The following is a 19,462-nucleotide window of genomic DNA, read 5'->3' as shown; positions in this document are numbered from 1 at the left end:
CGATCATCCCACGACGCTAGGTACCGCGCTGCCGGGTAGCTACTTCAGTCGGCCGGTACGGCCGGCCCTACGGTGTCCTCGAACTGCGCCGACAGATAGTGGGTCAGCGAGCCAACCGGGGCCGCCCCGGCACCGGTGGTGGCCGCGGCGCCGCGGGACGCGCATGCCGGCCAGGCGGCAGGCCCCTCGCTGGCCATGATGCGCTTGGCCACAGCGATCTGCTGCTGCCGGCTGGCGTCCGACGGCAGCCCGACTCCACCGTTGGCATCCCAGGTCGCGGCACTGATCTGCAAACCGCCGTAGTCGCCGTTACCGGAATCGGCCGCCCAGTCGCCACCGGATTCACAGTTGGCGATGGCCTCCCAGTTGATCGGGTCGGCGTGGGCCAGCGCGGTCAGTTCGGCAGTACCGATCAGCAGCACACCGGCCGCCAGCGCTGTGAGTTTCCTCATACCAACTCCACCTTGCTGGCCAGCCAACGGCCGTCGATCCGGTCCATGGTCATCCGGATCCGGCTGCGGTCGATCACCGGTTCGGGGTTGTCGGCGTTGCGCACCGCCTGGTTGACCAGCAGCACGACCACGGCATGGTTCCGGTCGGCGGACTTGACCACCGCTTCGGCGACGTGGCCGCGCGCGGTCGCCTTGTTGTCGATCAGCAGCTGGCGCAGCCTGGCCGCGGACCGGGCATGCATCGCGTCGAACTCGCCGGTGGCGCCGTCGGCGATGTCGGCGAAGCTCCGGTCTACGTCGTCGGCGTCGATGTTGGTCAGCCGCAACACATATGCCTCGGCCACATCGAGGGCCTGCTGGCCGGCGATATGGGTTTCGTAATGCCGGACCGCCAGCCAACCGCCGCCGCCCACCGCGGCCACCAGGGTCGCGATGGCCAGCCAGCGTCGCAGCATGGCGCGTCCGTTGGTCCGCGGCGGCGGTTCAGGCGCCGGTGGCGGTTCCCACACCGGCTCCCATCCGAAGTCGACGACACTCACCTGTCCCACCCGCCTTCCGATCGGCTTTCCATCAGCTCGTTGGGTGCGGTCCGCACCCGGATCCGCACCCGGCTGTCCCGATCCGGTCCTCCCGTACCGACCGCTTCGCCCTCGGGCCCCAACTGAGTTTTACGCACGCTGATCACAACTTTGCGCCGGTAAGGAAGATTTTCGGCATCCATGGCATAATCGGCCGTGTGACTGCCGCCTACTGCACCGCATCCGGGGTTGCCCTGGTGGCTCGGCGGCACATCGATTTCAAGCGGGTTTGCACCTGTCGCTGTCTGCCTTGATGTCGTAGAGCCGCCCACCTGTATCTTCCAGCTGGCCGACGGATCTGCGCCGCCGGACTCAGCCACCGGTGACCCGCGCTCCATCCCGCCAGCTCCTTTTTCGAAGGAGAATCGATGACCGCCACCCCGTCCGCGCCGAGCAAGGGCCGGCAGCGCAGCGAGGCCCAGTGGGCACTCGGTGAGACCGAACCGGTCAACAGCAACGAACAGTTCAAGAAGGATGACCCGGCGCTCAACGTGCAGGCGCGCATCATCGACGTCTACTCCAAACAGGGCTTCGACAGCATCCCCAAGGACGACCTGCGTGGCCGGTTCCGCTGGATGGGTCTCTACACCCAGCGTGAGCAGGGTTACGACGGCACCTTCACCGGCGATGAGAACGCCGACCTGCTGGAGGCCAAATACTTCATGATGCGGGTGCGCTGCGACGGCAAGGCGCTGTCGACCACCGCGATGCGCACCCTCGGTCAGATCTCGGTCGATTACGCCCGGGGCACCGCCGACATCACCGACCGGCAGAACCTGCAATACCACTGGATCGAGATCGAGAAGGTTCCAGAGATCTGGGATCGCCTCGCCGCCGTCGGTCTGCAGACCCTGGAGGCCTGCGGCGACTGCCCGCGCGGCATGCTGGGCTCACCGCTGGCCGGGGAGTCTCTCGATGAGGTGCTCGACGCCTCCCCCGCGCTCGACGAGATCGTCCGGCGCTACATCGGCAAGCCCGAGTACGCCAACCTGCCACGCAAGTACAAGACCGCGGTGTCGGGCCTGCAGGACGTCGCCCACGAGATCAACGACATCTCCTTCATCGGCGTCAACCATCCCGAGCACGGGCCCGGCCTGGACCTGTGGGTCGGTGGCGGCCTGTCGACCAACCCGATGCTGGCCAAGCGGCTCGGCGCGTGGGTGCCGCTGGATGAGGTCCCGGACGTCTGGGAAGCCGTCACCCGGGTCTTCCGCGACTACGGCTACCGGCGGCTGCGGTCCAAGGCCCGGCTGAAGTTCCTGATCAAGGACTGGGGCGTGGAAAAGTTCCGCGAGGTTCTCGAAACCGAGTACCTGGGCCGCAAGCTGATCGACGGCCCGGCCCCTGCCCAGCCCACCGCGACCATCGACCATGTCGGGGTGCAGAAGCTCCGCAACGGCCACAACGCGGTCGGGGTGGCCCCGATCTCCGGCCGGGTCAACGGCGCCACGCTGCTCAAGATCGCCGAACTGATGGAACAGGTCGGTAGCGACCGCGCCCGGTTCACCCCATATCAGAAGCTGATCATCCTCGACGTTCCCGACGAGAAGCTCGACGGCCTGCTGACCGAACTCGAGGCGCTGGGCCTGCCGGCCAACCCGTCGCCGTGGCGGCGCAACCTGATGGCCTGCACCGGCCTGGAGTTCTGCAAGCTGTCGTTCGTTGAGACGCGGGTGCGCGCGCAAAGCCTGGTGCCCGAACTCGAGCAGCGTCTGGATGACCTCAACGCGCAGTTGGACGTCCCGGTCACCGTCAACATCAACGGTTGCCCCAACTCGTGCGCCCGCATTCAGGTGGCCGACATCGGGTTCAAGGGCCAGATGATCGATGACGGCAACGGCAACTCGGTCCCGGGTTTCCAGGTGCACCTCGGCGGCAGCCTGGGCGCCGACAGCGGTTTCGGCCGAAAGCTGCGTCAACACAAGGTGTTCAACGACGACCTCGGTGACTACATCGACCGGGTGGTGCGCAATTTCATCAAGCAGCGCAACGCCGGCGAGCGATTCGCGCAGTGGGCGGTGCGGGCCGAGGAAGACGACCTGCGATGAGGCCGCACAGCGAAGACGAGTTGCGAGAACTGGCCGCCAAGGGGGCTGCCGAGCTCGACGGCGCCACCGCCGCCGAGCTGCTGGAGTGGACCGAGGCGAACTTCGGCGGTGTCAACGGACCGCGTGGCGGCGCCACCTGCAACTACGTGGTGGCCTCCAATATGGCCGACGCTGTGCTGGTGGATCTGGCGGCCAAGGTGCGCCCGGGGGTACCGGTGCTGTTCCTCGACACCGGGTACCACTTCGCCGAGACCATCGGCACCCGCGATGCGGTCGAGGCGATGTATGACATCGCGTTGGTCAACGTGACCCCCGAGCAGACCGTCGCCGAGCAGGACGCCGGCCACGGCAAGGATCTGTTCGCGTCGAATCCGGCGCTGTGCTGCCGGCTGCGCAAGGTCGAGCCGCTGGCCCGCACGCTGAGCGGCTACTCGGCGTGGGTGACCGGGCTGCGGCGGGTGGAGGCGCCGACCCGGGCCAACGCCCCGCTGATCAGCTTCGACGAGCAGTTCGGTCTGGTGAAGATCAACCCAATCGCGGCCTGGACCGACGACGAGTTCAACGCCTACATCGCCGCGAACAACGTGCTGGTGAACCCGCTGATCGACGAGGGCTACCCGTCGATCGGCTGCGCGCCGTGCACCGTCAAGCCGGCGGCCGGTGCCGATCCGCGCAGCGGCCGCTGGGCCGGTAGCGCCAAGACCGAATGCGGGCTGCACGCCTCGTGACCACCCTGGTCTTGACGGCGCACGGCAGCCGGGATCCGCGCTCGGCCGCCAACACCCGGGCGATCGCCGGGCATCTGCGCCGGGTGGCGCCCGAACACGATGTGCGGGTGGCGTTTTGCGAACACAACACCCCGAATCTGCGCGAGGTGCTGGCCGACGTCGGCGACGACGCCATCGTGGTGCCGTTCCTGTTGGCCAGCGCCTACCACGCTCGCATCGACATCCCGGGGATGATCGAAGAATCCGGGGCGACCGTCCGGGTGGCTCCCACGTTGGGCGAAGACCGTCGGCTGGTGCAGGTGCTCGGTGAGCGGCTGACCTCGGCCGGGGCGTCGCGGTTCGACCCGCAGCTGGGCGTGGTGGCGGTCGCGGTCGGATCGTCGGACGCTGTCGCCAACGCCCGCACCGCGCGCGTCACCGACCGGTTGTCGCGCGGAACCCGTTGGACGGGTGTAGAAATGGCTTTCGCCACCATGGCGGGCTCGGTGTCGCAAGCGGCCGAGCGGCTCCGGGCGCGCGGCGCCGAGCGGCTGATGATCGCGCCATGGTTCCTGGCGCACGGCAAGATCACCGATGGCATCGCCGAATACGCACGCCGCGAGGGCATTCCGATGGCCGAACCGCTCGGCGCGCACCGCCTGGTAGCCGCGACCGTGCTGGACCGGGTGGAGACGGCGCTGGCTGCCAAGGGCTTGGCTGCCTGATTACGCCGGTCGGGCTACGTGCCCGTCAGGAAGCGTGCGGCCGAGACCACCATATCGGCAAGCCCTTTGGCGACATTGTGGGCGACTTCGGTCGCGAACTGCGCGACCGGCAAGAGCGGGTCGGTGGCCCAGCCGATCCAGCTGCCAACTGTGTAGATCCAGCTGCCAACGGTATATAGCGGCGCGATGAACCAGTCATTGAGGAAGCGATATACCGAATCCTCCACCTGGTTGTGGAGTTGGAGCGGGTCTGCCCACGGCGAATTGATGTCCGGAAGATTGCCGCCCGGGAAACCGTCGCCACCGGGGACACCCACACAACTGTTCATGTCGCCGGTGAGCTCCCAACATTGCATCATTTGCAGACTCTTTGCGATGTTCTCGTAGTAAGGGTCGTAGAACGCACGTTCGTCTGGGGAGAGGTAGACCCGCTGCGACGCATAATTCGCCAACACCGCTTGGTAGTACTCGATCTGTTCGTGGATACCTTCGGGAACGGTGGCAGCAGCGGAGCCTGCCGCATCATGAGCGGCCTCAGAATCGTAAGTCGCCCCGAAGTCGTGAGCCGCGGCAAACTCCTCCGCACCGACTACCGGTGGCGCCGGCGGGCCGGAATCCACGTCCACAACAGGCCCGGTTTCAGACGAGAGATGGATCAGCGAGCTATCGAGGTCCAGGTGCGGGTCGAAGGTAAGTCCATCCAGCAACGGCGGCAAATCAGCGTCACTCGTCACGTCGACCACCGGTGCCGCGAGGTCAGACAGTACGTCGTCGAAGTCAGGAATGTCGGCGTTGGCCGGGGCGCCGACGCTCAACGTGGCCGCGCCGAATGTCAAGGCCGCGGCCGTGACCGCCCGCAATCGAGCGGCGCGACGCCGCTGCTCCCGGCTTCCGTCAACGGAACGCGACATCGCAACACCCCCAAGTATATGAACAACCTGAAAACTACGTGAGCGACACGTTACGAAATTTAGTGGGCGATTGTCAACGAATCCAAACAAAACGACCGAAGGTGGGTCAGTTCACTGGGAACGTGGACTCGCGCAGCGGCGGCACCCGGGTGGCCCGCACATAGACGGTGTCCCCTTCGGCCAAGGCCAGCGCCTCGGCGTCGCCGCGGGTGATCTGGGCGATGAAGGGCGCATGGGTGGCGGCGTTGATCAGCTCGACACGGACCTCGAAGCCCAGCGCAACCACCCGGTGCACTACCGCGCGCAGCACCGCGGACGCCTCGGCGGTGTCGCCGACGGCGGCCACCGCCATCTCCGGGGTGCGACCGACCCGGATGTCGTGCGGGCGCACCAGGGCACCGTTGAGCGAGGACACCGCCCCGAGGAACGACATCACGAACGCGTTCGCCGGAGCGTCATAGACCTCGGTCGGGGAACCGAGCTGTTCGATACGGCCCTGATTGAGTACCGCGATACGGTCCGCGACATCCAGCGCCTCGGCCTGGTCGTGGGTGACGAGCACCGTGGTGACGTGGACCTCCTCGTGCAGCCGGCGCAGCCACGCCCGCAGATCCTCCCGTACCTTGGCGTCCAATGCCCCGAACGGCTCGTCGAGCAGCAGCACCTGCGGGTCCACCGCCAATGCCCGCGCCAACGCCATCCGCTGCCGCTGCCCACCGGAGAGCTGGTTGGGATAGCGGGCCTGAAACCCGCTGAGCCCGACCACTTCCAGCAGGTTGTCCACTTTCTCCTTGACCTCGGACTTGGGTCGTTTGCGGATCTTGAGCCCGAACGCCACGTTGTCGCGCACCGTCATGTGCTTGAACGCCGCATAGTGCTGGAACACGAATCCGATGCCGCGCCGCTGCGGCGGGACACCGGTGACGTCGACGCCGTTGATCGTCACCGTTCCGCTGTCCGGGTGGTCGAGGCCGGCGATCGCCCGCAACAGCGTGGACTTGCCCGAGCCGCTGGGGCCCAGCAGTGCGGTGAGGGACCCGGACGGCACCGCGAAGTTGACGTTGTCGAGTGCGACGAAGTCTCCGTAGCGTTTGTTGGCTCCGCGCACGCTGATTGCGTCGGTCATCTGCTCCCCTTTCCGGCCCGCCGCATGTCGAGCACCACAGAGACGATCAACACCAACGCCGAAACCGTCATCAACAGCGTCGACAAGGCGTAGGCGCCGTATTCGGCGCCGCGGTTGTAGCGGTCGGACACCAGCAGTGTCAGCGTCTGGGATGTGCCGGGCAGATTGGACGACACGATCAACACCGCGCCGTACTCACCCAGCGTGCGCGCCACGGTCAGCACGATTCCATAGGTCAGTCCCCACCGGATCGACGGAAGTGTGATCCGCCAGAACGTCTGCCACGAGCTTGAACCCAGCGTCGCGGCCGCTTCCTCCATGTCGGCGCCCAGTTCGTGCAGCACCGGTTCGACTTCCCGGATCACGAACGGCAGGGTGACGAAAATGCTGGCCAGTACGATGCCGGGCAGGCCGAAGATGATCTTGAGACCCCAACTGTTCTCCACGAAACCCAGCAACCCGGCCGATCCCCACAGCACGATCAGCGCGACCCCGACGATGACCGGCGACACCGCAAAAGGCAGGTCGATGATCGCCTGGAGCGCTCCCTTGCCGCGGAACCTGTTGCGGGCCAGCACCAGCGCCGTCGGGATACCGAAGGCGACGTTCAGCGGCACCACGATCGCCACCACCAGCAGCGACAGCTGCAACGCCGAAATCGCCGCCGGAGTGGAGATGTAGGCGAAGAACTGTCCGAATCCGGGCGCGAAGCTGCGCCACAGGATCAATGACACCGGAACGATCAGCAACAAGCCGATGTAGGTCAGCGCCAGAAAGCGGGTGAGGTAACGGACTTTCGGTGACGGAGTCATCAGGACCGCTCCTGTCGCTTGGCCACCCGCGCACCCAGTACCCGCAGTGCCAGCAACACCAAGAACGAAACTGTGAGCAGTACAAGGGAGATCGCCGCGGCTCCGGTGCGGTCGTCGTTCTCGATCAGGGTCCGGATCCACTGCGAGGACACCTCGGTCTTACCGGGCACCGCCCCACCGATCAACACCACCGAGCCGAATTCGCCGATGGCCCGGGAGAATGCCAGGCCCGCTCCGGTCAGCAGCGCCGGAGTCAACGACGGCAAGACCACCGAACGAAAGATCGTCGCACCCGAGGCGCCCAGCGACGCGGCGGCCTCCTCGACCTCCCGATCGATCTCCAACAGCACCGGTTGTACCGCGCGCACCACGAATGGCAGGGTGACGAAGGCCAGCGCCAAACCGACGCCCCAGGCGGTGTGCTGCAGGTGCACGTTCACCGGGCTGGCCGGGCCGTACAGCGCCAGCATCACCAGGCTGGCGACGATGGTGGGCAACGCGAACGGCAGGTCAATGATGACGTCGACGAAGCGCTTGCCGACGAAGTCGTCACGCACCAGTACCCAGGCAATCAGCAGCCCGAACGCGAGGTTGACAACGGTGACCCCGGTCGCGATCGTCAGCGTCACCCGGAAGGACTCCAGCGCGGCGTGCGAGGTGACCGCCAGCCGGAACGCCTGCCAGCCACCACCGGCGGCCTGCCAGCTCACCGCGGCCAGCGGCGCCAGCACGATCAGCGACAGCCACACCACCGCGGCACCCACCCGCAGCGAGACGCCTTCGCGATGCAACCCGGTGTACACCGGCGGCTCGTCTCCGCCGGTCCGGGTCGCCTCGGTGACCACGATCTCGGTCATCCGGTGGCCCGGGTGTAGACCTTGGTGATGGCGCCGCTGTCCTTGTCGAACAGACCGCTGTCGACGACCTCCCAACCGCCTAGATCGGCGACCGTCCACAGCTGGCCCGGCGCCGGGAACGCCTCGCGGAACTCGGCCGCCACGCTTGGGTCGACCGGACGGAAGCCCGCCTGCGCCCACAGCCGTTGCGCGGCGGGCGTGTACTGAAAGTTCTTGAACGCGGTGGCAGTGTCCAGGTGTCGGCTGGAGGTCACCACCGCCAGCGGATTCTCGATCTTGAACGTCTGCGGCGGATTCACGTGCTCCACGGGTTTGCCCTTGCGCTCGACGGCGATCGCCTCATTCTCGTAGCTGATCAATACATCGCCGCTGCCCTGCAGGAACACATCGGTGGCCTCCCGTCCCGAGCCCGGACGCAGCTTGACATGGTCGGTCACAAGTCTGTCGACGAAGTCCAGGCCGGCCTGCGGATTTTTGCCGCCCTCACTCTTGACGGCGTACGGGGCCAACAGATTCCACTTCGCGGATCCGGAACTCAGCGGGCTGGGAGTGATGACCTCGATGCCGGGCGCCAGGAGGTCGTCCCAGTCCTTGATGTGCTTGGGATTGCCCTGCCGCACCATCAGGGTCACCACCGAGCCGAACGGGATGCCCTTGGTGACGTCGGCGTTCCAGTCCTCGCCGATCTTGCCGGCCTTGACCAGCCTGGTGATGTCGGGTTCGACGGAGAAGTTCACGATGTCGGCGGGTTTGCCGTTGGCGACGCCACGAGACTGGTCGCCCGAGGCTCCGTAGGAGGTGACGACCTGCACGTCGGCGCCCGCCTCGGTGCCGTAGAAGGCCGGGATCACCTTGCTCCAGCCGGGTTCGGGCACCGCGTAGGCCACCAGGGTCAACGTGGTGTGAGCGTCGGACCGTTCACCGCCGCCGACGACGTCGCTGGGGCCGCCGCCGCACCCGGCGATCAGAATGGCGGCCAGACCGAGGGCAGCGCCACGGGTGACAGTGTGAGGCATTGGTGACCTTTCCGTGCAGACTGAGGGAATCGGTTCCCGTCGCGTGGCAAAGGTCATGGCCCGATGAATGAGAAGCCGGGCATTGCGACCCCCAAGCGCCGACGGGCGGGAGTCAGCGACAACAGTGCACGTCGGCCACAGCGCAATTACCCACGGCGATATACACCCGGAGGGCCGGGCCGCGGCACACTCCATCACCGGACGCTGCGAACATGCGGGGAAGCCTAACAGAACCCCGCGGTTCAGTGAGGCTCGACGGAGGAGAGCCGAAGCTGGAACCGCGGCACGGGCCCCCGCGGTTCAGCGAGGCTCCACGGAGGAGAGCCGAAGCTGGAACCGCGGCACGGGCCCCCGCGGTTCAGCGGGTCAGCAGCCAGCTGACGATTACCAGCGCGATCAATCCGACCAGAATCAACGTCACCTGCGAACGCGGCATCTACCGGGCCTCGCCGTCGTCGGGGCGGACCCGTTCCAGTATCCGGATCCCCTGCCCCAGCATCGCGTCCAGCACCACCGCCAGGATGTAGGCCAACGCCAGCACCACCGGCATCACCACCGCGGTCTGGATCACGAAGCCGAGTCCGGATAGCCACAGCTCAACGCCGTCCCACCAGCTCAGGAAGCCAACCACCCCGCCCACCTTAGCGGCGATCGCGAGCGCGGCGAAGCCGGGCGAAGCGGATCACCGCCCACAGCACCGCGGCGATCGCGAGCGCGGCGAAGCCGGGCGAAGCGGATCGCCGCCATCAGCACCGCGGCGATCGCGAGCGCGGCGAAGCCGGGCGAAGCGGATCGCCGCCATCAGCACCGCGGCGATCGCCGACACGGGGTGGGTCAGGTGGACTCACGGCAGGCCGCCAGCGATGATGTCGGAATGGTCCTGCACCCCCCGCCGGGCGATGCACCCGACAAGACCGCTCCCGAAGTCATCGGAGAAGCCCCCGATGCCCGTGTCGCGACCAAAATGACCCCGCCATTGTCGGCCACCGCGCCCGTGCCCTATTCGGCCGCCCCGGGGCAGGTCCGCAACTCGTTCCCCCCGATCGCCGACTACGCGTTTCTGTCGGACTGCGAAACGAACTGCCTGATCTCGGCGGCCGGCTCGGTGGAGTGGATGTGCGTGCCGCGGCCCGACTCCCCCAGCGTCTTCGGGTCGATCCTGGACCGCAGCGCCGGGCACTTTCGGCTCGGACCGTACGGGGTTTCGGTGCCCGCGGCGCGGCGTTACCTTCCCGGCAGTCCCATCATGGAGACCACCTGGCAGACCCATACCGGCTGGCTGATCGTGCGAGACGCGCTGGTGATGGGCAAGTGGCACGACATCGAGGCGCGGTCGCAGACCCACCGGCGCACCCCTACCGACTGGGACGCCGAGCACATCCTGTTGCGCACGGTGCGCTGCGTCAGCGGCACCGTCGAACTGACCATGAGCTGCGAGCCGGCTTTCGACTACCACCGCACCAGCGCCACCTGGGAGTACTCGGCCAACGCCTACGGCGAGGCGATCGCGCGGGCCCGGCAGAACCCGGACGCCCACCCGACACTGCGGTTGACGACGAACCTGCGACTGGGTCTGGAGGGCCGGGAGGCGCGGGCCCGAACCCGGCTGACCGAGGGCGACGACGTGTTCGTGGCGTTGAGCTGGTCCAGACACCCGGCACCGCAGACTTACGCCGAGGCCGCCGACAAGATGTGGAACACCACCGAGTGCTGGCGGCAGTGGATCAACATCGGCAACTTCCCCGACCATCCGTGGCGGGCCTACTTGCAGCGCAGCGCGCTGACGCTGAAGGGACTGACATATTCGCCGACTGGCGCCCTGCTGGCCGCAGCCACCACGTCGTTACCGGAAACCCCACAGGGCGAACGCAATTGGGATTACCGCTACGCCTGGGTGCGCGATTCGACTTTCGCATTGTGGGGGCTCTACACACTGGGCCTGGACCGCGAGGCCGACGATTTCTTCTCGTTCATTGCCGATGTGTCCGGCGCCAATAACGGCCAGCAGCGTCCGCTGCAAGTGATGTATGGCGTCGGCGGTGAACACGAACTCGCCGAAGAGGAACTGGAGCATCTGTCGGGCTACGACAACGCCCGCCCGGTGCGGATCGGCAACGGCGCCTACAACCAGCGCCAGCACGACATCTGGGGCACGATGCTCGACTCGGTGTATCTGCACGCCAAGTCCCGCGAGCAGATCCCCGAAACGCTGTGGCCGGTGCTCAAACGTCAGGTGGAGGAGGCGATCGCGCACTGGCGCGAGCCCGATCGCGGGATCTGGGAGGTGCGCGGCGAACCGCAGCACTTCACATCGTCGAAAGTGATGTGCTGGGTGGCGCTGGATCGTGGCTCGAAACTGGCCGAGTTGCAGGGCGAGGTCTCCTACGCCCGGCAGTGGCGGGTGATCGCCGAGGAGATCAAGGCCGACGTGCTGGCCAACGGGGTGGATTCGCGTGGCGTGCTGACGCAGAGTTACGGCAGCGATGCGCTGGACGCCTCACTGCTGCTGGTGGTGCTCACCCGGTTCTTGCCGGCCGACGATCCGCGGGTGCGTGCCACCGTGATGGCGATCGCCGAGGAACTCACCGAAGACGGCCTGGTGCTGCGTTACCGGACCGAGGAGACCGACGACGGACTATCCGGGACCGAGGGCACCTTCACGATCTGCTCGTTCTGGCTGGTCTCGGCGCTGGTGGAGATCGGAGAGGTCAGCCAGGCCAAGCATCTGTGCGAGCGACTGCTGTCGTTCGCCAGCCCGCTGCACCTTTATGCCGAGGAGATCGAGCCGCGCACCGGTCGGCACCTGGGCAACTTCCCACAGGCGTTCACCCACCTGGCGCTGATCAACGCCGTGGTGCACGTGATCCGCGCCGAGGAGGAGGCCGACTCCACCGGGGGTTTCCAGCCCGCGAACGCGCCTAACTAGGGGTCGTTTTCGCCGGGAGCGCGGGGGTCGCCCGGTCTGGGTCAGCCGCTCAGGTTGCGGACCTTGTCCAGCATCGCTCTGGCCAGGTCGGCCGCGGTGGTATCCCCGGCCGGTGGGGCGTCGGCATGGTCGTCCTCGCCGACGAACCAGAACACGTCGACGTCGACGATGCAGTTCACCAGGACCGCCACTGCGCGTGACACCCGCAGGCCCACCTCGCCGTCCACGGTGGTCCGTACGGTGGCGGTCAGTACCGTGTCGCCGATGGAGACGTCGACGATCTCGCCGCTGGCCTCGCCGCTGGCCTCGTCGCCGCGGGTCACCGTGACCCCGTCGCAGCGGCCCCATTGCTGCGTGAACTTCTCGAAGAGCGCGTCGGCGTCGGCCTGGGTGGCCAAGGCGATCACGGCCTCGCCGACCCCGGTCAGGGCCGAGTGCCCGGTGGTGGACGTGCTGTCCCAGAACTCGTGGGCGACATCCTGTACGCCGGCGGATTCGTAGACCGCCTGCTGTCCGCCCACCGCAGCGCCGACGCAGTCTTTCGGGCCCGCGGTGTCCCAGGCATCGGGCAGACTGTCGACGCCGCCGAACCGTGGCGGCAGCGAGGGGTCGCTGCGGAAGGGTTGACCGATCAGCTTCGCCAACTCTGCATCGTCGAGCAACACCTGCCGGACCGCGATCCCGGTCACCGGCGTGGGCGCCAATCCCGGTGCCGGCCTGACGGTTCCGCTGACCACCGTGGTGCACCCGCTCGCCAACAGCGCCAGCGCCGCCGCGCCGGCAGCGGTTCTGCCCACCCGGTTGGCCACTATTTCTTGGCTCTTTCCCCGGCGGTCCCGCCGCCATCGGTGGACAGTGCCGCGACGAACGCCTCCTGCGGCACGTCGACCCGACCGATGGTCTTCATCCGCTTCTTGCCTTCCTTCTGCTTTTCCAGCAGCTTGCGCTTACGGCTGATGTCACCGCCGTAGCACTTGGACAGCACGTCCTTCCGGATGGCCCGAATATTCTCCCGGGCAATGATTTTCGAGCCGATCGCGGCCTGCACCGGCACCTCGAACTGCTGGCGCGGAATCAGTTCTTTGAGCTTGGTGGTCATCTTGTTGCCATAGGCCGACGCCGAATCCTTGTGCACGATCGCACTGAAGGCGTCCACCGCCTCGCCCTGCAGCAGGATGTCGACCTTGACCAGATCGGCCTCCTGTTCGCCGGCCTCCTCGTAGTCCAGGCTGGCGTAGCCGCGGGTGCGTGACTTCAGCGAGTCGAAGAAGTCGAAGATGATCTCGCCCAACGGCATCGTGTAGCGCAGCTCGACGCGTTCCGGCGACAGATAGTCCATGCCGCCCAGTTCACCGCGCCGGGACTGGCACAGTTCCATGATGGTGCCGACGAATTCGCTCGGCGCGATGATCGTCGTCTTGACGACGGGCTCGAAAACGGTGCGGATCTTGCCTTCCGGCCAGTCCGACGGGTTGGTGACGATCACCTCGGTGTTGTCTTCGCGAATCACCCGGTAGACGACGTTGGGTGAGGTGGAGATCAGATCGAGGTCGAATTCGCGCTCAAGGCGTTCCCGGGTGATCTCCATGTGCAGTAACCCCAGGAAGCCGCAGCGGAAGCCGAAACCCAGCGCCACCGAGGTCTCCGGCTCATAGGTCAGGGCGGCGTCGTTGAGCTGCAGCTTGTCCAGCGCATCACGCAGGTTCGGGTAGTCCGAGCCATCCACCGGATACAACCCGGAGTAGACCATCGGCTTGGGCTCGCGGTAGCCGGTGAGCGCCTCGGTGGCGCCGCCCCGCGCGGTAGTGACGGTGTCGCCGACCTTGGATTGACGCACGTCCTTCACGCCGGTGATCAGGTAGCCGACCTCTCCGACGCCGAGCCCCTTGGTGGCCTTGGGTTCCGGGGAGACGATGCCGACTTCCAGCAACTCGTGGGTGGCGCCGGTGGACATCATCGCGATCTTCTCGCGCGGCATGATCTTGCCGTCGACGACGCGGACATAGGTGACAACGCCGCGGTAGATGTCATAGACGGAGTCGAAGATCATCGCCCGGGCGGGCGCATCGGCGTCGCCGGTGGGTGGGGGCATCTGCTTGACGACCTCGTCGAGCAGGTCGGCCACCCCTTCGCCGGTCTTGCCGGACACCTTGAGGACATCGCCGGGTTCGCAACCGATGATGTGGGCCAGTTCGGCGGCGTAGCGCTCCGGGTCGGCGGCAGGCAGGTCGATCTTGTTGAGCACCGGGATGATGGTCAGGTCACGGTCCAGCGCCAGGTACAGATTCGCCAGGGTCTGGGCCTCGATGCCCTGGGCGGCGTCGACCAACAGGATGGCGCCCTCGCAGGCCTCCAGCGCTCGGGACACCTCGTAGGTGAAGTCGACGTGTCCGGGGGTGTCGATCAGGTGCAGGACGAACTGTTCACCGTCGACCTCCCAGGGCAGCCGCACATTCTGCGCCTTGATGGTGATGCCGCGTTCCCGCTCGATGTCCATCCGGTCCAGGTACTGGGCGCGCATCGACCGGTCGTCGACGACGCCGGTCAGCTGCAGCATCCGATCGGCCAGAGTGGACTTGCCGTGGTCGATGTGGGCGATGATGCAGAAGTTCCGTATCTGCGCCGGCGCGGTGAAGGTCTGGTCGGCGAAGCTGCTGATGGGAATCTCCTGGTGAAGCGGTGGTGTGGCGGTGTGTGCCTACTGTCCTGTCAGGGTAGCGAGGCGACAGCCCCAAAACGAAACCCCCGGAGGCGGCGGCACCTCCGGGGGTTTGCGTTCTCAAGCAGCGATCACATGTCGAGCGCGCCCAATCCGAAGTACCCGAACAGGTCGGCCACGCCCGCCTGGAAGAAGTTGCCGAAGTCGGCGAAGAAGCCGTCACCGGCCAGACCCGCTGCGATCCCGGCGTCGGAGCCGAACAGGTAGTCGTTGGCGTCAGCGATGTCGATCTCGCCACCACCGGTCAGCAGCGCGTACGTCAGCACGTTGCTGGCGTCGTAGAACTGCGTCAGCGCGCCGTTGAACAGGCTGTAGGAACCGGGGTCGCTCGACATCTCGTCTTCCCAGTTCGGACCGAACAACATCGCCGCGAAGACCGGGTTTTCCGTCAGGTTCTCAGCGGAGATGGTGCTGAACGACAGCGGGTCCGCCAGCGTCGGCTCGCCCGCGGTGATGAGGTCACTGTCGACCCCCGACGCCGTGGCCTGGGCGCCGAAGAGCCAGTTCATCGACTGCACCTGGCCCAGCAGGATGTTGCTGAAGTCGGGCGGCACGGGTGGGTCACCCGGGTCCGCGGCCGCCAGCGGCGCCAATGCGAATGCCGCGCCCGCTGCGAAAGCCCCAACCACGCCGATCTTGCGAATGTTCATAGCCCCATATGCCTTTCACGATGTCCAACCGGCGGGCCGTTTTGCCACCGCCGGATGCTCCCCCAGCACCGTCCGCTGCAAAGCCGTTCAAATCTAACAGATACCTGTGATTAAGCACAACTACCCGTTCACATAGCTGTGCGCCGGCAAGCGCTATTGCGAGCTTTTCCCCAGGTAACTAAGGGGGAATAGTCGGTGTCGGCGAGTTCTTAGCTGCCCTAAGTCGGCGCGTCACATCGTGGTCGACGAACGTAGCCGAACGCACCGAACGCGGTACGCCGGCGCCCGGCCCCGTTTCGCCTATGCTGCGAACATGGCTTCCCCGCGGAAGACACCATGGCAGACGGTGCAGCAATTCGCGGAGAACCTGGTGTTCAACGAAGCTCCACGGTTCCTCCGTCAGCTCGAACAGTCACCGCTGGTGCAGCAGCGCATCCAGCGGGGCATCGAGCAGGGCATCAAGATCGGCCTGGAAGTGCTGACCGGCACGGCGTCGGAACCGTCGCCGGCGATTCCGGCTGGCCGCCCGGTAACCAATAGCAGTGTCCCCACCGCACACCGCGCACGCCGCCTGGTGTACGCGCCCGATCTCAACGGCCGAGCCGACCCGGGCGAGATCGTCTGGACCTGGGTGGCCTATGAGGACAATCCGCGCGAAGGAAAGGACCGGCCGGTGCTGGTCGTCGGACGTGACCGCAGCATGCTGCTGGGACTGATGTTGTCCAGCCAGCCGCGCCACGCCGAGGACGCGAATTGGTTGGGCATCGGCGCGGGCAGTTGGGACGAAGCCCACCGGCTCAGCTGGGTACGGCTGGACCGGGTGCTCGACGTGCCCGAGGAGTCGATCCGGCGCGAGGGCGCCACCCTGGAACGCGCGGTGTTCGACGTGGTGGCCGCGCGGTTGCGTAGCGACTACGCGTGGAGCTGAGCCCTGCCGGGTGCGGGATCCGCTATCCCTGGCTGATGTAGGAGCGCAGCTGCGCGTGCTCGGCCTGCAACTCCTCCATCCGCGACTTGACGACGTCGCCGATGCTGACGATCCCGGCCAGCCGGCCGTCTTCAAGCACCGGTATGTGGCGCGCCCGGTGCTCGGTCATCAGCATGCTGACCTCGTCGGCGGTGTCGGATTTGGTGCAGGTCGCCACCAACCGGGTCATGATCGCCGAGACCGGCCGGGCCAGCAGGCTGGCGCCGTGAACGTGCAGTTGCCGAACCACGTCACGCTCGGAGGCCACCCCCTCCAGGCCGTCGGTTCCGATCACGACCATGGCGCCGATGTTGTGCTCGGCCAGTCCCGCCAGCAACTCCATGACGGTGGCATCCGGATGGATGGTCACCACCGCCGCGCCCTTGTTCCGCAATACGTCCGAGATCCGCATAGAAGCCTCCCGCCGCAGTGATCTGCTTCACACCAGGCTAGGCCATTTTGCCCGGTCGGGGGGCGGCGATGCCCAAACTCTGTCAATCAGCAAGCGGCGGACGGAGTTCTGTGGCATATGTGACGTCATGACGATCGAGATCACCCTGCTGGGCACCGGAAGCCCGATCCCCGACCCCAACCGTGCCGGTCCCTCGACCCTGATCCGGGCGGGCGGCCAGGCGCTGCTGGTCGACTGCGGACGCGGGGTGTTGCAGCGGCTGGCCGCTGCGGGCGCATCGGCCAACACGCTGTCCGCGCTGCTGCTCACCCACCTGCACAGTGACCACATCGCCGACCTCGGCGACCTGTTGATCACCCGGTGGGTCACCACGTTCGCCCCCGACCCCGCGCCGCTGCCGATCATCGGGCCGCCGGGTACCGCCGATGTCGTGGCGGCGATGCTGCAGGCGTTCGGCCATGACATCGGCTACCGCATCGCCCACCACGACGACCTGACCGCCCCGCCCCCGGTCGACGTGCAGGAACACACCGCCGGCCAGGTCTGGGATCGCGACGGCGTGCGGATCACCGTGGCGCCCACTGACCACCGGCCCGTGACACCGACCATCGGGTTCCGCATCGAGCACACCGACGCGTCGGGAACCGCCTCGGTGGTCATGGCCGGCGACACCGTGCCCTGCGACAGCCTCGACGAGCTGGCCGCCGGCGCCGACGCGCTGGTTCACACCGTGATCCGAAGCGACCTCATCGCTGCGCTGCCGCAGCAGCGGATCCGCGACATCTGCGACTATCACTCCTCGGTCGCCCAAGCCGGCGCCACCGCCCGGCGCGCCGGAGTCGGCACGCTGGTGCTGACCCATTACGTGCCCGCGATCGCCCCCGGGCAAGAGGAAGAGTGGCGGGCGTTGGCGGCCGCGGAGTTCGATGGGCCGATCGAGCTCGGCGACGACCTGCACCGAGTCGACGTGGTCGCAAGAGGCTGAGCACAGCGGCCACCGTTGAGCCAAGTTGGGGAGTTGACCGGCCAGCTGGTAATCTGAACAGCCGTTGCCCCCACGTCGGGAGGCGAACCCAACCAAGCTTTTAAGAAGGAACTACTTCGTGGCCAACATCAAGTCGCAGGTCAAGCGCAACCGGACCAACGAGCGCGCCCGGCTGCGCAACCAGTCGGTGAAGTCGGCGGTGCGCACCGCGATCCGCGCCTTCCGTGAGGCAGCCGAGGCCGGCGACAAGGAAAAGGCCAGCGAGCTGTTGCTGTCGACCGGCCGGAAGCTCGACAAGGCCGCCAGCAAGGGCGTGATCCACAAGAACCAGGCCGCCAACAAGAAGTCGGCGCTGGCTCGGGCTCTCAACAAGCTCTGATCCACTCGCGAACAGTCGCAAAAGCCCCCGTTCCGGTCGGAATTCGGGGGCTTTCGCGACTGCTCGGCACTCCTCAGCGGGCGGCCAGTTCGGCGACCTTGCGCACCGCTGCCTCCAGCGCGTAGTCGGCGTCGGCTGCGGCGCCCTTGACGTCCGCGTTGAGGCCCGCCACCAGCCGCACCGCGGCGGCGACCGATTCCTGCGACCAATGCCGGGCCTGTTTCTGTGCCCGCTGCACCCGCCAGGGCGGCATGCCCAACTCGCCGGCCAGCCGGTAGGGGTCTCCGGATTTGGGCCGCACCCGGGCAATGGTGTGGATCGCCTCGGCCAGCGCGTCGGCCAGCACCACGTGCGGCTCGCCCCGGATCATCGCCCATCGCAGCGCCTCGGTGGCGCCTTCGACATCCCCGACGACCGCCCGATCGGCGACGTCGAAGCCCTTCACTTCGGCTTTGCCGCTGTGGTAGCGGCGCACCGCGACGGCGTCGACATGCCCGCCGGTGTCGGCAACCAGCTGTGAGCAGGCCGCGGCGAGCTCGCGGATGTCGGAGCCGACCGCGTCGAGCAGCGCCGTGACGCAGGCGTCGTCAACCCGGACCTTGAGCCGGCGGAACTCGGCGCGGACGAAGTCGGCGCGTTCGGTGGCCTTGGTGATACGGGCGCACGGATGCACCTGCGCGCCGAGCTGCCGCAGCTGACCGGCCAGCGCCTTGGCCCGTCCCCCGCCGGAATGCACCACGACCAGCACGGTGCCCGGCGGGACGTCGGCGGCCGTCGCGCCGATGAGATTCACCGCATCCTTGCCGGCCTCGCCGGCGGCCTCCAACACCACCACACGCTCATCGGCGAACAGCGACGGGCTCAGCAGTTCGGCCAGTTCGCCGGCCTCGACCTCGCCGGCCCGCAACCGGTCAACCGGGATGTCGGCACTGCCGGCCTGGGCCCGCACCGCCGCCAGCACCTGCGCGACGGCCCGTTCGACCAGCAGTTCCTCGTCACCGAGGATCAGGTGTAGCGGCGAAACCGGTTGGCTCACCCGCCAATCGTGTCACGCAGCCCCGACAACCGCCCAGCCGGTCAACACCTCCGTGACCGACCACGCCAGCAGGCATACGACCAGGACGGCCAGCATCCGCCGGCAGCACCGCCAGCGCCAACAGCGCACCATCGCGACGGCAGCGGCGCCGACGCC

Annotated in this window: 21 protein-coding genes; 7 read left to right on the top strand and 14 right to left on the bottom strand. The window is 67.2% G+C overall.

The window, feature by feature from the left end; genetic code table 11:
* Positions 1-44: 44 nt before the first annotated feature.
* Genes DQP56_RS05795 through DQP56_RS24405 form a run of 3 tightly spaced genes read right to left on the bottom strand, consistent with a single transcriptional unit; the run spans position 45 to position 1,368 of the window.
* A complete protein-coding gene (locus DQP56_RS05795; protein ID WP_112684013.1) occupies positions 45-452 on the bottom strand; it encodes a transglycosylase family protein in 408 nt (135 codons plus the stop codon).
* Positions 449-991, bottom strand: a complete 543-nt coding sequence (locus DQP56_RS05790) for an Rv1363c family protein (protein ID WP_234825518.1) — start codon at positions 989-991, stop codon at positions 449-451. Before DQP56_RS05790 ends, DQP56_RS05795 begins: the two co-directional genes overlap by 4 nt.
* Positions 988-1,368 (bottom strand): hypothetical protein, encoded by a 381-nt coding sequence (locus DQP56_RS24405; protein WP_133258889.1) that lies wholly within the window; start codon positions 1,366-1,368, stop codon positions 988-990. The genes DQP56_RS05790 and DQP56_RS24405 overlap by 4 nt, the downstream gene beginning before the upstream one ends.
* A gap of 30 nt (positions 1,369-1,398) precedes the next feature.
* Here DQP56_RS24405 and DQP56_RS05785 point away from each other — a divergent pair, with 30 nt between their 5' ends.
* The 3 genes from DQP56_RS05785 to DQP56_RS05775 are packed head-to-tail and all read left to right on the top strand — an operon-like array spanning position 1,399 to position 4,510.
* Positions 1,399-3,078 (top strand): nitrite/sulfite reductase, encoded by a 1,680-nt coding sequence (locus DQP56_RS05785; protein ID WP_112684011.1) that lies wholly within the window; start codon positions 1,399-1,401, stop codon positions 3,076-3,078.
* Positions 3,075-3,806, top strand: coding sequence for a phosphoadenylyl-sulfate reductase (locus DQP56_RS05780; protein ID WP_112684010.1), 732 nt, complete (start codon positions 3,075-3,077; stop codon positions 3,804-3,806). The genes DQP56_RS05785 and DQP56_RS05780 overlap by 4 nt, the downstream gene beginning before the upstream one ends.
* Positions 3,785-4,510: a sirohydrochlorin chelatase gene (locus tag DQP56_RS05775; protein WP_112684009.1), complete on the top strand. Its 726-nt coding sequence runs from the start codon at positions 3,785-3,787 to the stop codon at positions 4,508-4,510. Before DQP56_RS05780 ends, DQP56_RS05775 begins: the two co-directional genes overlap by 22 nt.
* A 14-nt stretch (positions 4,511-4,524) precedes the next feature.
* Here DQP56_RS05775 and DQP56_RS05770 read toward each other — a convergent pair whose 3' ends face one another.
* From DQP56_RS05770 to DQP56_RS05740, 6 genes are all read right to left on the bottom strand, one after another.
* A complete protein-coding gene (locus tag DQP56_RS05770) occupies positions 4,525-5,421 on the bottom strand; it encodes a hypothetical protein (protein ID WP_133258888.1) in 897 nt (298 codons plus the stop codon).
* A gap of 106 nt (positions 5,422-5,527) precedes the next feature.
* Positions 5,528-6,547 (bottom strand): sulfate/molybdate ABC transporter ATP-binding protein, encoded by a 1,020-nt coding sequence (locus DQP56_RS05765; protein ID WP_112684007.1) that lies wholly within the window; start codon positions 6,545-6,547, stop codon positions 5,528-5,530.
* Positions 6,544-7,359 carry a sulfate ABC transporter permease subunit CysW gene (cysW, locus tag DQP56_RS05760; RefSeq protein WP_112684006.1) on the bottom strand — a complete coding sequence of 272 codons (816 nt, stop codon included), beginning with the start codon at positions 7,357-7,359 and terminating at the stop codon, positions 6,544-6,546. Before cysW ends, DQP56_RS05765 begins: the two co-directional genes overlap by 4 nt.
* Positions 7,359-8,216, bottom strand: coding sequence for a sulfate ABC transporter permease subunit CysT (gene cysT, locus DQP56_RS05755; RefSeq protein ID WP_112684005.1), 858 nt, complete (start codon positions 8,214-8,216; stop codon positions 7,359-7,361). The genes cysW and cysT overlap by 1 nt, the downstream gene beginning before the upstream one ends.
* Positions 8,213-9,232: an extracellular solute-binding protein gene (locus DQP56_RS05750; RefSeq protein WP_112684004.1), complete on the bottom strand. Its 1,020-nt coding sequence runs from the start codon at positions 9,230-9,232 to the stop codon at positions 8,213-8,215. The genes cysT and DQP56_RS05750 overlap by 4 nt, the downstream gene beginning before the upstream one ends.
* A 436-nt stretch (positions 9,233-9,668) precedes the next feature.
* Positions 9,669-9,872 (bottom strand): hypothetical protein, encoded by a 204-nt coding sequence (locus tag DQP56_RS05740; RefSeq protein WP_435673822.1) that lies wholly within the window; start codon positions 9,870-9,872, stop codon positions 9,669-9,671.
* A 324-nt stretch (positions 9,873-10,196) separates the two neighbouring features.
* Here DQP56_RS05740 and DQP56_RS05730 point away from each other — a divergent pair, with 324 nt between their 5' ends.
* Entirely contained in the window at positions 10,197-12,158 is a 1,962-nt protein-coding gene (locus DQP56_RS05730; protein ID WP_112684037.1) for a glycoside hydrolase family 15 protein, read from the top strand.
* Between the two features lie 41 nt (positions 12,159-12,199).
* On the opposite strand, the gene DQP56_RS05725 is transcribed toward DQP56_RS05730, so the two are convergent.
* From DQP56_RS05725 to DQP56_RS05715, 3 genes are all read right to left on the bottom strand, one after another.
* The gene (locus DQP56_RS05725) at positions 12,200-12,955 is read right to left on the bottom strand and encodes a sensor domain-containing protein (protein WP_234825517.1); all 756 of its coding nucleotides are present in this window, start codon (positions 12,953-12,955) and stop codon (positions 12,200-12,202) included.
* 11 nt (positions 12,956-12,966) lie between these two features.
* Positions 12,967-14,823 carry a translation elongation factor 4 gene (gene lepA, locus DQP56_RS05720; RefSeq protein ID WP_112684002.1) on the bottom strand — a complete coding sequence of 619 codons (1,857 nt, stop codon included), beginning with the start codon at positions 14,821-14,823 and terminating at the stop codon, positions 12,967-12,969.
* Positions 14,824-14,948: 125 nt separating this feature from the next.
* Positions 14,949-15,527: a hypothetical protein gene (locus DQP56_RS05715; RefSeq protein ID WP_112684001.1), complete on the bottom strand. Its 579-nt coding sequence runs from the start codon at positions 15,525-15,527 to the stop codon at positions 14,949-14,951.
* A 313-nt stretch (positions 15,528-15,840) separates the two neighbouring features.
* Between DQP56_RS05715 and DQP56_RS05710 the strand changes: the two genes are divergently transcribed.
* A complete protein-coding gene (locus tag DQP56_RS05710; RefSeq protein ID WP_112684036.1) occupies positions 15,841-16,455 on the top strand; it encodes a type II toxin-antitoxin system PemK/MazF family toxin in 615 nt (204 codons plus the stop codon).
* A 22-nt stretch (positions 16,456-16,477) separates the two neighbouring features.
* On the opposite strand, the gene DQP56_RS05705 is transcribed toward DQP56_RS05710, so the two are convergent.
* Positions 16,478-16,906 (bottom strand): CBS domain-containing protein, encoded by a 429-nt coding sequence (locus DQP56_RS05705; protein ID WP_112684000.1) that lies wholly within the window; start codon positions 16,904-16,906, stop codon positions 16,478-16,480.
* A gap of 127 nt (positions 16,907-17,033) precedes the next feature.
* Between DQP56_RS05705 and DQP56_RS05700 the strand changes: the two genes are divergently transcribed.
* Complete coding sequence (locus tag DQP56_RS05700; protein WP_112683999.1) at positions 17,034-17,891, top strand: ribonuclease Z; 858 nt, start codon at positions 17,034-17,036, stop codon at positions 17,889-17,891.
* Positions 17,892-18,009: 118 nt separating this feature from the next.
* On the top strand, positions 18,010-18,270 hold the full coding sequence (rpsT, locus tag DQP56_RS05695) for a 30S ribosomal protein S20 (RefSeq protein ID WP_112683998.1): 261 nt from the start codon (positions 18,010-18,012) through the stop codon (positions 18,268-18,270).
* A 73-nt stretch (positions 18,271-18,343) separates the two neighbouring features.
* Here rpsT and holA read toward each other — a convergent pair whose 3' ends face one another.
* Complete coding sequence (gene holA, locus DQP56_RS05690; protein WP_112683997.1) at positions 18,344-19,306, bottom strand: DNA polymerase III subunit delta; 963 nt, start codon at positions 19,304-19,306, stop codon at positions 18,344-18,346.
* Positions 19,307-19,462 lie beyond the last annotated feature (156 nt).

Source organism: Mycolicibacter senuensis (genome assembly GCF_003284925.1).
In the GTDB taxonomy this organism is placed as follows: Bacteria; Actinomycetota; Actinomycetes; order Mycobacteriales; family Mycobacteriaceae; genus Mycobacterium; species Mycobacterium algericum_A.
Note: the sequence above shows the minus strand (reverse complement) of the source record. Positions and strands in the feature narration are given on the sequence as shown.